General features: G+C 44.3%; 10 protein-coding genes and 1 other RNA gene. 5 read left to right on the top strand and 6 right to left on the bottom strand.

Annotation, left to right across the window (positions count from 1 at the left end):
* Positions 1 to 18 precede the first annotated feature (18 nt).
* Entirely contained in the window at positions 19 to 744 is a 726-nt protein-coding gene (folM, locus tag Q4591_RS02165) for a dihydromonapterin reductase (protein ID WP_102438483.1), read from the top strand.
* A gap of 226 nt (positions 745 to 970) precedes the next feature.
* Entirely contained in the window at positions 971 to 2263 is a 1293-nt protein-coding gene (locus Q4591_RS02160) for an O-acetylhomoserine aminocarboxypropyltransferase/cysteine synthase family protein (RefSeq protein ID WP_102438582.1), read from the top strand.
* 98 nt (positions 2264 to 2361) lie between these two features.
* Here the strand turns inward: Q4591_RS02160 and Q4591_RS02155 are convergent, their stop codons facing one another.
* From Q4591_RS02155 to zapA, 6 genes are all read right to left on the bottom strand, one after another.
* Entirely contained in the window at positions 2362 to 3204 is an 843-nt protein-coding gene (locus Q4591_RS02155) for a 5-formyltetrahydrofolate cyclo-ligase (protein WP_303459143.1), read from the bottom strand.
* Between the two features lie 113 nt (positions 3205 to 3317).
* Positions 3318 to 5210, bottom strand: coding sequence for a hypothetical protein (locus tag Q4591_RS02150; protein ID WP_303459141.1), 1893 nt, complete (start codon positions 5208 to 5210; stop codon positions 3318 to 3320).
* A 69-nt stretch (positions 5211 to 5279) separates the two neighbouring features.
* The gene (locus Q4591_RS02145; protein ID WP_303459138.1) at positions 5280 to 7745 is read right to left on the bottom strand and encodes a hypothetical protein; all 2466 of its coding nucleotides are present in this window, start codon (positions 7743 to 7745) and stop codon (positions 5280 to 5282) included.
* Positions 7746 to 7811: 66 nt separating this feature from the next.
* Positions 7812 to 9266: a glycerophosphodiester phosphodiesterase family protein gene (locus Q4591_RS02140; protein WP_303459136.1), complete on the bottom strand. Its 1455-nt coding sequence runs from the start codon at positions 9264 to 9266 to the stop codon at positions 7812 to 7814.
* 994 nt (positions 9267 to 10260) lie between these two features.
* Positions 10261 to 10443: non-coding RNA, 6S RNA (gene ssrS / locus Q4591_RS02135), on the bottom strand.
* 61 nt (positions 10444 to 10504) lie between these two features.
* A complete protein-coding gene (gene zapA, locus Q4591_RS02130) occupies positions 10505 to 10813 on the bottom strand; it encodes a cell division protein ZapA (protein WP_076539654.1) in 309 nt (102 codons plus the stop codon).
* 569 nt (positions 10814 to 11382) lie between these two features.
* On the opposite strand from zapA, the gene Q4591_RS02125 reads away from it, so the two are divergent.
* The 3 genes from Q4591_RS02125 (at position 11383) to Q4591_RS02115 (ending at position 14742) form a co-directional block, all read left to right on the top strand.
* Positions 11383 to 11958 (top strand): UPF0149 family protein, encoded by a 576-nt coding sequence (locus Q4591_RS02125; protein WP_102435706.1) that lies wholly within the window; start codon positions 11383 to 11385, stop codon positions 11956 to 11958.
* A 182-nt stretch (positions 11959 to 12140) separates the two neighbouring features.
* A complete protein-coding gene (ubiH, locus tag Q4591_RS02120) occupies positions 12141 to 13472 on the top strand; it encodes a 2-octaprenyl-6-methoxyphenyl hydroxylase (RefSeq protein WP_303459134.1) in 1332 nt (443 codons plus the stop codon).
* Between the two features lie 58 nt (positions 13473 to 13530).
* Complete coding sequence (locus Q4591_RS02115; protein ID WP_303459132.1) at positions 13531 to 14742, top strand: FAD-dependent oxidoreductase; 1212 nt, start codon at positions 13531 to 13533, stop codon at positions 14740 to 14742.
* Positions 14743 to 14920: the final 178 nt, after the last annotated feature.

Genomic DNA, 14920 nt, shown 5'->3' with positions numbered 1-14920 from the left:
CATCATAAGAGAACTGCAATGAAGCAAACTATTTTCATTACTGGCGTCGGCAAACGTATTGGTTACGCCTTAGCAAAGGACTTTCTCGCTAAAGGCATGAAGGTCATCGGCACCTTTAGAACCCATTACCCCTCTATTGATGAATTAGCTGAATTAGGTGCCGACCTTTATCAATGTGATTTGTGCATTCCTGCTGAAATAGACGATATGTTAGCGCGCATTAATGACACCCATGACGAGCTTCATTGCATCATTCATAATGCATCTGACTGGCATAACGATAAAACCAAGCCGGGCATGACCTCAGCCGATATCATGAACCGAATGATGAATATTCACGTCAGTGCGCCTTATCAAATAAACTTGGCTCTGGCCGACAAATTAATCGCTTCAGCAAGTGGCAATATTGGCAGTGCTAATATTATTCATATTACCGATTACGTGGCAGAAAAAGGCAGTAAAAAGCATATTGCCTATGCGGCCAGTAAAGCGGCAATGCACAATTTAACCCTGTCATTTGCGAGTAAACTTGCGCCTATGGTGAAAGTCAATTCCATTGCCCCTGCGATGATTTTGTTTAATGAAGGCGACGATGAGGCCTACAAAGCAAAAGCGCTAGCCAAAGCCATACTGCCTAAAGAGGCGGGTAACCCTGAGATCATTGAATTAGTTGATTACCTGACAAGCAGTCAATACGTCACTGGTCGCAGTTTTGCGGTGGATGGTGGCCGTCACTTAGCCTAACTGTGTTTGCTATTGAGTTTATATAGGGGAGCTACGGCTCCCTTTTTAATGGTTGAATATTTTAAATAGACATCTAGACGTCTTATTGTTAGTGTGGAGTACCACTGGTTTTTGGTTGTTTTTTATCCGGCTATTAATTCGAAAGTTTATCCGGCAAACAACTTTTTGGTAGATGGCCCAATTTGAATATCTTAAGGTAAAGGAAGGCATTATGACGGCAGAAAACATGAAACTGGAATCACTGGCATTACATTATGGCTACGAGTCGGAAGCGACCACCAAGGCCGCAGCAGTGCCGATTTACCAAACCACGTCTTACACCTTTGATGATACCCAGCATGGTGCCGATTTATTCGATTTAAAAGTGGCTGGTAACATCTATACCCGCATCATGAACCCAACCACTAACGTGCTTGAGCAGCGCTTAGCCGCCATCGAAGGCGGCATTGGTGCCTTGGCTGTCGCATCAGGTATGGCTGCCATCACCTATGCGATACAGGCGCTCACCCAAGTAGGCGATAATATTGTTAGCACTAGCCAGTTATATGGCGGTACTTATAACTTATTCGCCCATACATTGCCCCGCCAAGGGGTTGATGTACGCATGGCAGCCTATGATGACTTTGACGGCTTAGATGCGCTAATTGATGATAAAACCAAAGCGTTGTTTTGTGAGTCCATCGGCAATCCAGCGGGTAACGTGGTCGATTTACAACGCTTGGCCGACATTGCCCATAAGCATGGGGTGCCGTTAATTGTCGATAATACTGTGGCAACGCCCGTGTTATGCCGCGCTTTTGATCATGGCGCAGATATCGTGATTCATTCGCTGACGAAATACATTGGCGGCCATGGCACCACCATAGGCGGGGTGATCATTGATTCAGGTAAATTTGATTGGGTCGCCAATAAAGACCGCTTTGCGATTTTAAATCAACCCGATCCGTCTTATCACGGCGTGGTGTACACCGAAGCCTTTGGCCCCGCTGCCTATATTGGCCGCTGCCGGGTCGTGCCCCTAAGAAACACCGGCGCAGCTTTATCACCCCAAAGTGCGTTCTTATTACTCCAAGGGCTTGAAACTTTAAGTCTGCGCATGGAACGCCATTGCAGTAATGCCCTAGCGTTAGCCGAGTATTTACAGCAACACCCTAATGTAAGCTGGGTAAACTACGCTGCGTTAGCTGATAGCCCATTTAACGCGACATGTAAAAAAATCACCGGCGGTAAAGCCTCAGGCATTATCAGTTTTGGTATAAAAGCAGCCGATGCACAGGCGGGTAAAGTGGCTGGTGGTAAATTTATTGATGCGCTGCAAATGGTGCTGCGATTAGTGAATATTGGCGATGCAAAGTCACTGGCTTGTCACCCTGCCAGTACCACCCATCGTCAGTTAGACAGCGCAGAATTAGCTAAAGCTGGGGTATCAGAAGATTTAGTACGTATTTCGGTGGGCATTGAGCATATCGATGACATTATTGCCGATATCAGCCAAGCGTTAGATAAAGCGGTGAGTTAACGCCAGTGTTTTAATGAGTTCTCAGCCTAATATTAAGCCCATCATGATATTGTCGTGATGGGCTTTTTTTGCATGTTAATTGCTGACATATTAATGGTTTATATACAGGATATGCGCCTTGTAGGGGTGATAATTATTGGTAGCGACACATCCCAATATTCTACTGGGAGTTGGCTCACTTGCTGGCAGTCGTGGGCAAAGCCCACTGCTAATGGTTTCCCATCAATCACTTGGCACAAAGTGCGATCGTAATAGCCACCGCCCATGCCCATGCGATTGCCCTTGTCATCAAACGCAACCAGTGGAGTGACAATCATATCCAGTTTGTTTACTGGGATAATATCTTGCACCGACAACGCAGGCTCAGCGATACCATATTGATTGAATACCATTTTTGATTCGGCATGGTAATGCAAAAACAACAAGTTACCTTTGCTAAATGGGTGAATGCGAGGTAAGTAGGTTTTTACCCCGATGTGCCAAAGGGCTTCTATTAATTTTTGTGTTGCCAGTTCACCGTCATGGCTGATGTACAGAGCCACTGTTTGGGCATTTTTTTGCTGTATTTCTGCCAGCATATGGCGGCAGGCAATTAACGAAAGCTGGTGCTGTTCTGCTTGGGTATAACTTTTACGTTCTTGACGAATATGCCGGCGAATAAAGTCACGGTTCATGCCTTGGCTATCAAATAAGGCGTAACGTTCTTGATCGCTCAATTCAAAACCTTGGTCTTGATGGCTCAGGTTATCAATATCAAGATGTTGATTATCATCTGCCACAATACTCAGGGTTTGATGCGCACCAATATGGTGTTTATTGCTTTGCGTTATGGTATTTGCAGACTTATTGATAGAAGAGAAATAAGTAATATTGATAGTTGGAGTGCGAGCTGGTGAAGGTTCGACCGAAATGGCATTGGTCATTAAGCGGGTCATACTCATTATTGGCGGTACTCCATACTTGCCATGTCTATTAAGGTTAGAGTACTGCGTTCGAGGGTATTTTAAAAGGGCGACTGGCTAAAATATCCCCCAGCCAGTCGCTTTATGGATAGTTATTTGTCCAGCTTTAAAGATTTAAGCAATACGGCGCAGTCGTATTCAGATACTGCGGTTTTGGCCTTTATCCAGAATCGTCTGCGGGTGGTGATAATCCCTGTTGCAACCGCTAATACTGCTATCTCAATATAAATAAACGGCATATATTGAATAGCCGGATCCAGTGCAGCGCCTAAGTATCGCGAGTAATTCGAATAGTGCTCTGGTATAAATTGCACTTGAGAGCTTACGGTTTCTAAGCCGAATTGGAGCGCTGCGACGCCAGCTACAGCAGCCAAACCTGCCAGTATTTTGAAGTACCACTTTTTAGGCCCCAAAAAGCCCGCAAAAACCAAATATAAACTCAGCAGTAACCCGCCACCCACTAACATGTTGGTGGGGAGCAAAGGGTAATGGCTAAGGGTGAACAGGATAGCAACAAGGTTCAGTAAAAAGTACGATACTACATAGCCAGAAAGTACAGTTAACCCTAACCGTTTGGGCTGACTAATTTGCTTCCAATACAGTTTAGGAATAGCGACATATAATCCCCAAAACCATGCAAGGACGATAGGGTAGTTTGACCAAGTGGGGAGTCCATAAAGGCCGAATCTCGCTAACAGTAAATCAATAAAAAATTGATAATGACTTAGCAGCCCCGAGCGATACTCAGCATCATAAATCATTTCAGGTGCTAGCATGGCAAAACACATAGCTACCATAGCTAAAATTAGTCCCCAATTGACAATGCCTTTGAGCAACTGCCATGCAAAACCCTGATTGTTATCTTTTTTAAGTTGAGATACCAAGCTTTGGTAGTTGCTGATGACCGCCTCTTTGATATCTTTTGATACCCAGTTTTCAGTCAGTAAGGCAATTTTTGTTTTGGTTTCATGGGCTTCAATAATATTTTTAATGGCCGGAATCGCTAAGGCTTTCTTATCATCGTCTTTGTCTCCGGCGGCTAACTTTTTGGCATTTTTCCACACTGCTGGGTCATATACGCCACCGGCATTGTGAGTCACATTGTTGGTACCTGCAAAGCACAGGGTGGTATCGGTGTTATCTATGGTCGCGGTATATTGTAGGGTCGGTAGGTTGGCAGTAAAACCATAGATGAACGTACAGCCATTTAGGGCTTCAGTAACGTCAATTTCATTCACGTCACTGATGTTGTTAATAATATTAAAGCCCGCATTGGTAACGTAATCTGTTATCCACTGGTGATAATCGGGGCTGTTGATAAACCATTTAGTTGATCGTTTTGCATCGCCATCAATGGTGTAGCTGTAATATAAATATCCGCCGCCATCACAAGTTTTACAGGTGACTTGACCTGAGCCATTACAGGTGTAACAGGTTTTTGTCCCGCTGCCATAACATGATGAACACGACTCTGTGGTGTAAACGGTGCGGTTATTGTGATCTTGCCTAGTCACATGATGACGGCCGCTGCCGTTACAAGATGTACATGATGTTGAGCCATTGCCATTACACGATGAGCATGAACATTTGCCGCGGCCATTACAGATATGGCAAATATCTTCACCCACATAACTATCAGGTGCTGAACCTAGATTGGTATCTTTAATGATAAAGTTTTTGGCGACATCAGCGGTTAAGATTTTTTTAAAGGTCTCATTAAAAAATCCATTTTGACCACTGACATACTCTTTGGCTTTATTGTGGGCACAATCACACGCTTGCGATGAGCTTCCTGACTGTATGCCTGATGGACAATAGCCACCGTGTTCGTGTTTGGTTACCCCAATTTCAATTGTCCAACCAAAATGAAATTTAACATTGGTGGTTTTGGCGCTTTCATCACTTAATACCACAGGGACATTTACCCCCGTTAGCTCTTTACCGTTTGAGCGGATAAAATCTTGAAATTGTTCTAATTTACTCACGTAATATGTCCTGTTAATCAATGCGTGAAAGACTAAAAATTATGTTATCAGTTAACCTTAACTATGCTGTTAAAGCTTAATGTTGAAAGTGGTCTCATCATTTTTGAGGTAGACCCACTGCCGCACCGAGTTATGGCCTGGAGCGCTGACTTTAATGTCGTAACCACCGGCAGACAGTTTCATTCCCGCTTGGTATTTGGGCTTTATATTCATCACTGCCACCTTGGCATTGTTAACATTGGTTTTAATGGTTAAAGGTAAAAGCGGCGCATGTGCTTGCGCTGACTGCGATGGTTTTTTTGTGACAGTTAATGGCGACATAATCGCTTGATCAAAGCGGTGAATTGGCTCACTGATGGCATCAAATCCCTGGGTGATAAACAGGCTTTGATCAATGGCTGTGCCAATTGGTTGCACCATAGGCTGAGTGACCAATAGCCACTTAAGCGCATAAGAAATGCTGGCAGAGTCATTTTTTTTCATTTGCTCAAAAAAGTAGTGCAGCGCTGAGCCATTAGCGGTGTAATGATTACCGCCTAGCGACAGTGGCACCACAAAAATAGCCACTAATATCCCCGCTGAAATAGCCGGTTTTATATAGGGCTTTGTTGGGCGGGCCTCGGCGTTTGAGGTGCGCTTTGCTTGTACTAACTCAAATGCTTTCATGGGTAGCTTTAACACGGTTAGCAACACCAACGCCAAGCTAATTGACATGGAAATAGGCGGAATAATCGTTGCTCTTAGGGCTGACTTACCGCTTGATTCAAATGCGCCGCCGTCAGCAAACTCAGCTTGCTGAGCTTCAAGTACATTAAGATACTCGGTGGTTTTGCGCTGAATATTAGGCTCAATGATGCGCTGCTTAAACTCACGATTATTCCAATCAGCAAGGGTTGGGTTCACATACAGTTCTGCCATTTTAGCTGCTATGCGGCGCTGAATATCGCCCTGTTGCTGAAACTGCTGCCAGCTTAAATTAGGCGGCATATCATTGCCTTGCTTCTTCATGGCTGCACGCCATTTGGCATCCGCTTGTTGGCGCACTTTTTTACTGACAGCATTATCAAAACTCACTCTGTCAGCCATAACCCAAGTGCTTGGTAACATTAGGCCTTTTTGTTTTAATCTGGCGTTGACTTTAGCACTGGTTATTTCATGGTGCCTGAACTCATGTATGCTTGATATCCCTAATGGATAACCGCCAGATTCTTTGACAAAATCTGGCTCCATTTTTACCATCAGCACGCTTTTGTAATGATTTACATCGTTAGTGAATATCATTCTATGATCTTTAAAACCGGCATCGCCGCCCATAGCAGCATCAACGGCTTGCATTGCGGTAAATAGGCCTAAGGTCATTACCCCGCTAATAATTGAATTACCGACATTTTCCGAGGTCGAAATCTCTTCTCGCTTTAGCCAATCATCAGGGGGAATATAGCCAATACCGTATTTGGCGATTTCTTGGTCATAACCGGTTTGTAAACGCTCGAAACAGCGATCGCGACTGCTGCCTTTTTTCATGTCGGCGCATTTATTACGACGCTCAAAATAGTCATACACCTTTTGGGCGATTTGTTGGGCACGGGACTCCACGCGGGCTTCGTAAGCATCAGTCCCTTTTTGGTATTTTTCCCAGCCTTGTTTAACTTGGTTTTGGGTGTCTAGCCAATATTCATTGGAACGCTCTGGCGAGCTGGCCAGTGCTTGGTTGTAATCATTAGAACCTTGAGCGTACTCTTTATAGCTATCTTGTAGGCGCAGGCGAAAACTATCGTAGTCACTATAGTGCAGATCGAAATTCGACATGGCGCGGTCACGGACAAATTTTTCCATGATGGCCCGTTTTTGCTGTTCTAAATCATCGACCAGCTTATCATCGGCATACACAAGGCCGCCAAATACAGACAGAAAGGTTTTTTCGGTGGCGTTATGTTCACTATCGGGATCGTAATGGATCCCTTCAAATTGAATAGACTTTTCAATAAGCGCGCTGCGTAGAACCTGTGATAAGTAAGCTTGTTGGCGCTCCTGTGGGCTTGATGTATCAATAATAAAATGATCCACTAACCACTTTTGACCAAAGAAAACTGTTGGCCACACTATCAGTGCAATCAGTGCAAAATACCCCAATGCCCGCGACACTTTGGCAACGCGGCGGCCCTTTAGTAATAAGTCTGCTAGCAGCAGCGTCACCCCTATACCACTGATGGTGCGACCAAATAACTCAATGGCGTGCAATTCATCTTCGCTGGCATTACGGCCACCGGCGACATCGGTTAAGGCGGCATTAAAAACGGCTTCAGGAAATAAATACACCACTGAGCAAATGAACATCAGTAGCATCCACCAAAAGGGTTTGCCCATTTGGGTTATTTGCGCTTCACGTTGCTGCTGATGCTTGGCTTTAGCCTGCGCTGAATGCTGCTTTGATTTAACCTTATTTAACGCTTGCTCAGCCGCTTGCATTTTTTGTTGTGTCGGGGCGCTATTGAGTAGATCGGTAGCAAAGGGGCTATGATTGTTATTGGTCATTGTTATTAATCATTGTTGTTATCGGTCTAGTTCTAGTTCTAGTTCTAGTTCTCGTTTCAGTTTTAGTTATTTAGCATTGCTGCTTGGCAAGGTTAAGATGATGCTGTCACCAGTATGGGTATCAATTTTTTCATCGGTGATAGTGGGAAAACCATGCTCCAATAACGGCGTAGGCGTGCTGGCTGGCACCACTTTAGCTTTCGCGCTATAGATGGATTTAAGGCCGGAGGTTAATGATAAATAGTAACCTTCATGCTGGTAGCCGAGCATTTCTTTAAAGCGATCAAAGTCAGCATCTACTGGCAGTGAGACAATGTATTGACCTAAATCTGTCACTGCTTGATAGCGCTGCGCTGGCACGGCGGCATTAAACAACTGCTGACAGATCTTGTAAGGCGTGGCATCGACAATGACACCATCAGGCAGATTATTTTTACTCAGTTTGAGCAACTGTGACTGATGATAATCCGTGCCATTAAGTGAATAGCTATACACTTTCATTCCTAGTCGCTGAGTGCGTTGTTTTACCCCAGAGTTTTGCATGTAGCTGCGAATATCAAGGTGGATCCCTGAGTTGTAACCCAGTTTTGCTCTTAGCTTTTTGAGTGCATCAGTGCTGGTGTGATCTTGATAACGGGAGCGATATCGTTTGGTACCATAATTGCTAGCGCGCTCAATATTAGTGTGATTTTCTAGATAGTAAGCATCGTTACTTGCGCCTTTGCGTAAGTCGCTGCGCAAGATATCAATGCTGGTAGGGTGACCACCTTGGACAAAGCCCAAGTAAACAATAGGGTTTATGCCTCGCAATTTCACTAAGGTATCTTGCTCAGACGATGAGAAGTAATAGCCTTCGTGGCCGACGTACTTTCTGAGCATATTATCTAGCTCAAGCAATTTTTGGCCATTGGCTTTTGACTTTATTTCTACATTTAATTTTTGATTTGGCAGTCGCTGGGCGGCGAATATTTTAAAGGACTCTTTAGCGGTGATCGGCCGCTCATTGAGTAGATTGTTATTATGCTTGTCCCGCAGTTTTAGCCGTTTAAACTCTTTAAGGTTCATGCGCTCCAGTTTGAAACGCTCACCGGTGTAATGCACAGTGGCGCGGCCAGTTTGGCTGTCATGGTGATTTACCCAAGTGCCATCGCCCAGCAACATGACATCAATTTCAACACTGTTGAAGTTATCGTTAAGTGCGGCAGAAATTGCATTGTAACTGCTTTCAGGCTGGCGAAAATCACCACGATGGGCTGAAATATCAATTTGGCATTGCGCTTTTGATAGCATCTTAATATTGCCGTTACTGGCAAGATATAAATTACGATCGCCTAAGGCCAATTGAGTATCGACAATATCTTTGCCGTGAGTTGCAGCATCATAGGGCAAGTGGCTCAGTTTTTTAGGGGTGACATGCACAGTTTTCACTGGCTCTGGAGTCGATTTACAAGCTGAAAGAATGAAAAATGAGCTAAAAAGAATAGAATAAAGTAGTAGGGTACTTAACTGGCGGCTTGGCATAACTCATTATATAAATTGGCTAATTTTGCTATTTTATACCGTAATCTAAAGGTTAAGACAATAATAACCATAACTTTAACAAGTGTGTCAGCCCCAAAGAAGTTTTTGATTCACTTTACTGAGGCTTTAGTTGGTTTTGATACATTTTTTGTAGGACCGTTAGGGCCTGTTTGGCGAATGATTGACAACCCATTATAAGTTTTAGCCATAAAAAACACCGTGAAGATGTTGTTTAAAAATGAGTGACTTTGCCAAAATATCGAGCTTGTGATTGAGAAGGGCTTGGATGGTTAAGGGCTTGGACGATTAAGGGCTTGGATGGTTAAGGGCTTGGACGATTAGGGCTTGGATGGTTAAGGGCTTGGACGATTAGGGCTTGGATGGTTAAGGGCTTGGACGATTAAGGTCTTGGATGGCTAAGGTCTTGGATGGTTAAGGTCTTGGATGGTTAAGGGCTTGGACGATTAAGGGCTTGGATGGCTAAGGTCTTGGATGGTTAAGGGCTTGGACGATTAAGGGCTTGGATGGCTAAGGTCTTGGAGGATTAAGGGCTTGGACGATTAAGGGCTTGGATGGCTAAGGTCTTGGATGGTTAAGGTCTTGGACGATTAAGGGCTTGGATGGCTAAGGGCTTGGACGATTAAGGGCTTGGATGGTTAAGGTCTTGGATGGTTAAGGGCTTGGATGGTTAAGGGCTTGGATGGTTAAGGTCTTGGACGATTAAGGGCTTGGATGGCTAAGGTCTTGGATGGTTAAGGGCTTGGATGGTTAAGGGCTTGGATGGTTAAGGTCTTGGATGGTTAAGGGCTTGGACGATTAAGGGCTTGGATGGTTAAGGGCTTGGATGGTTAAGGGCTTGGATGGTTAAGGGCTTGGACGATTAAGGGCTTGGATGGTTAATTGCTTGGATGATTAAGGGCTTGGCGGGTGAGTAGCTAAGCGCTAATTTTGGCCATAAAAAAACCACCATTGAGGTGGTTTGTTTTAAATTAAATTGCTCCCCAGAATACCGACCGTCGGTGCAGCCCTTGAACCGTAGGTTCAAGGCGGGAAAATGTTCATATCCTAAGGTTTCTCGATACGAGCCGAGCATACGCAATGTCAATGAAAGCATTCACCCTGGGTTTGTAAATATCGGCACAGGGACATAACCTACAAGCGAATATCCCAGGGAGCAAAACAGGGTTGAACCAGGTACCGTTAGCCATTACTAGCGGCAGTACATAATTCTAAAATTGTTAACCTTTCTTGGTGGTTCGTTCAAGCAACGAGTTTTCTAACGTTGATTGTAATAACGAGATACGCTCATCCATTTGCGCCATATACTGCTGATTTTTTTGCTGCTCTTCATACAACTCATGACCAATATTTAACGCGGCCATAATGGCTAATTCTTCGCGACTCAAATTGTTGGTACGTGTTTTTAATGTAGAAAGCTGCTGCTCGACACCCTTGGCAATCGCACGCAAAGCATCCTCTTGTCCCTTAGGACAATTAATCGAGTAGGTGCGCCCTAACAGGGAGATATCAATAGCACTATTACTCATGCTTCGCTGAAGATCCTTATTTGTCGAAAAATAAAAATTGTAGCAGGTTAACGACTTACCTCGCGATAACGCCTTAGCATTACGCTTTTACCACAGTTGATAACGGTATTAGTCTATTTGCGGACTATATAGCGCTACTATTAAAAGTGCAAGGTAACTCGCCGCCTTTACGATTATTTGCTTGTTGTCTGAGCATAATTAATCTTAAAACATAATTATGGCTAAACTCTCTACACGTTCCCTACACGTCAGGCAGGATAACTCGTTAAGCGCCTAGCTCAAGGCTAATACAAGCCGTCATTGCAATAAGCGTTACAATCGTCATTTCTATTTTTACAAATTAATGGCATCGAACAGTTTACCGTTTAAGAATACTCGCTTTGGTGCAAAACGCTTAGTTGATTGCGTTATAGACAAGACAGTTAATATCAGCTTTAGCTTTATAGCGGCGGGGTTAGTGAAGCTTTGGTCAATTTGCTATTATACTTAGCAAATCGCAATGAACAATTTGGTGGCAGTTATTAACTCTGCTAGCATTGCATCTGATTGAATATAACTGGAACAATATCATGGCAACCCCTCCTTCTTTATGTATTGAAAAACTAAAACAAGCGTTAGATTCAGCTGAAATTGGTCAGCATCCTGTTGAGGTGCATGGCGCATTAGTTGGTTTAATTTGTGGTGGGGTAGATCAAGCAAAATTAGCTTGGCAAAAGCCATTACTTGAATTGATGAATGACGGTCAAGCAGTCAGCACTGAACTGCAACAACTTATCAATGAATTATTCCAAGACACAGCGACTCGCTTAAGCGATGCTGAATTTGGTTTTACGCCGTTATTACCAGAAGAAGAAGAGCTACTCAGCTTGCGCTTAGAGTGCTTAGCCCTATGGGTACAAAGCTACTTAACCGCTATTGCGCTTATTCAGCCAAAGCTTAACGGCGCATCAACTGATGTGCGCGAAATTATCCAAGATTTAGGCGCTATTGCTCAAGTGGAATTTGATGTCAGCGATGATGATGAATCAGAAGCTGCATTTATCGAGTTGCACGAGTTTGTCAGAATGGCGGCTATTTTATGTTACTCAGAGTTTGGCCCTGAAATGCCATTAGATGAAGAATCCCCATTAGCGCCGCTGCACTAATTAGAATGTAGCTTTCGCCTTGGGCCGTGTTGGCTCGGGGTGAAAAGTCCTCTGGCATCACAGATACTTGAGCTCAGCCAGAACACGAACCAGAGCTGAACTAGCTACATGGCCAATAGCAATACCATCATAACAATATTCAATTCATATCATAATTAACAAAAACAATAAGAACAGGCTTTATGACTGAGTTAAACGCGAAGACAGATAGCAAACAGGCAAGTGCCCAATTACCACAGCCACCACAACAGGTGGATATCACTATTGTTGGCGGCGCTATGGCTGGTGCCAGTTTAGCGCTGGGTTTAGCAAAATTATCAGAAAAATTATCCGCTAAACATGCAGGTCTTTTAAATCGTCCTTTATCTATCGCCTTAATTGAAGCGCAAAAAACTGATGATAATCACCCAGGGTTTGACTCGCGTTCAATCGCCATTGCCCATGGCTCAGTATTTGAGTTAACTCAGTTAGGGATCTGGCCAAGTATCGCCAGCCTTGGCAGCGATATTGAAAATATTCATATCTCAGATCGCGGTCACTTTGGCATGACCGAGCTTAACGCTGAGCAATTTGGCCTGCCATCAATGGGGCAAGTGGTTGAGCTAGCGAAAGTCGGTAAAGTCTTGTTTGATCAACTTCAACAAGCGGATATTAAATTGCACTGCCCAGCAAGCCTAACTCAGCTTGAAACCGATATGGATGGTCACACGATAACCCTTGATAACGGCCAGCAAATTCGCAGCAAGTTGTTAGTGGCTGCAGATGGTGCTCACTCCAAAGTGCGCCAAGCGTTAAAACAAGATGTGACTCAAGTTGAATTTGAACAAGTGGCGCTGGTGGCCAATGTCCAAACTGATAAACCTCACAATAGTTGGGCCTATGAGCGTTTCACTGACACTGGCCCATTAGCCTTATTACCCATGGCGCCAATAAATGGTAAAACTCGGCTGTCATTAGTGTGGGCGCTAGATGCTGAGCAAGCCCATCAGTTTAAACACTGTGACAAAGTCGACTTTTTAGCCGCGTTGCAACAGGCTTTTGGCAATCGCGCCGGGCGCTTTACTGATGTCGGCTTACGGGTCAGTTATCCATTAACCTTATCTTACATGCCAAGACCGATTTATCATCGCACTGTGTTTATTGGCAATGCGGCGCAAACTTTACATCCCATTGCAGGTCAAGGCTTTAACCTAGGTCTACGTGATGTGGTTGGATTAATCGATGCTGTCGAAACAAGTATTGAAACCAGCATTAAAAGCAGTATTGATACAAGTATTGAAGCTGGCATTGAAAGTTTAGATCTTGGCCACAACTCGCTTATTCATCATTACCTTGCATCAAGACAGCAAGATAGAATGGCCACCATCAACAATGTTGAGTTTTTAGTGCGTGGCTTCTCAAATCAGTATTGGCCGCTAGTGGCTGGGCGCAGTTTAGGGTTAAGATTATTGTCATGGTGTCCGCCGCTTAAAGCGCCGATTGCCCATAAAGCCATGGGCTGGAAAAGCGTCTAAAGATTGCAAGTGCAGTAATAAAGCATCTCAGTAAACCGATTGAAGATTAAGGATTAACATGTTTCAAACTCAGACCTATGATGTAGCCATAGTTGGCGGTGGTATGGTTGGCTTGGCAACGGCAATCGGTTTAGCCGAGGCAAACTTAAACGTGGTGGTGATTGATGCGGGCCAAACAGAGGCTGTGTCAGGTGAGCCACGCCTTCGAGTGAGTGCCATTAACAAAGCCAGTGAGCGACTACTTACCAACTTAGGTGCTTGGCAGTTCATTGATAGCGCCCGCGCTACCCCATATTCAAAAATGGCGGTGTGGGACAAAGACGGTTTAGGTAAAATTGCCTTTGATGCCGCCAGCATTAGCGAGCCATCCCTTGGGGCGATTATCGAAAACCAAGCCATCAGCTTTGCCTTAGCAAAACGCGCCGCTGAACTCTCGAACATCACCCACCTAGAAGGTCAGCGACTAGAGCGCATCGCCTTTGGTGAGCGTGAATCATGGCTTACCCTAGATAACGGCGACAACTTAAGCGCCGCCCTAGTGATTGCCGCTGACGGCGCCAATTCTTGGGTGCGTAGCCAATGCCAAATCCCATTAACCTTTTGGGATTATGGTCATCACGCCATTGTCGCCACTATTCGCACCAGTGAGCCCCACGATGCTACCGCCCGCCAAGTGTTTTTAGCCGATGGCCCATTAGCTTTATTGCCATTGTATGAAGACAATTTATGCTCAATCGTGTGGTCAGTATCGCCCCAGCAAGCAGAAGAATTATTAGCGCTATCAAGTGATGAGTTCTCAAAAGCCTTAACCGCAGCATCAGATGGTCGTTTAGGCATTTGTGAACTGGTCAGCTCGCGCCAATCGCACCCATTACGGATGCGTTATGCCCGTCATTTTGCCCGTCATCGTTTGATTTTAGCCGGTGACGCCGCCCATACAATCCATCCGTTAGCAGGTCAGGGGGTTAACTTAGGCTTTTTAGATGCGGCCAGTATTATCGAAACCGTTAGCGAGTTACATGAAGCGGGTAAAGATCTCGGTGATTACGCCAACCTTCGCGCCCTTGAGCGCTGGCGAAAAGCTGATGCCATTGAAATGATTAGCGCAATGGAAGGGTTTAAAAGACTATTTTCCGGTAGCAATCCAGTTAAAAAAGCCTTTAGAGATCTGGGTTTAAACCTAGTTGATAATGTCGCAGGACTAAAAACAGTGTTCATCAAACAGGCTATAGGCAATAAAGTGAAACTTCCTAAGCTTTGTCGAGATTAAATTTTTTAGCTAATTCGGCCTAAAAATCCTTATATATCAGGGGATGGGCCGAGTTGGCGTAAATAAAGATATTAAAACGCCTATAGTCGCATTAGCTAAACTAATGACAAAGTCTCAGATTAGAAAATTTCCTACTATACAAAATTAACCCTGTGGGTATAATTTTGGCGCATTTATA

Source organism: Shewanella sp. 3_MG-2023 (assembly GCF_030548765.1).
Classification (GTDB): Bacteria; Pseudomonadota; Gammaproteobacteria; order Enterobacterales; family Shewanellaceae; genus Shewanella.
Note: the sequence above shows the minus strand (reverse complement) of the source record. Positions and strands in the feature narration are given on the sequence as shown.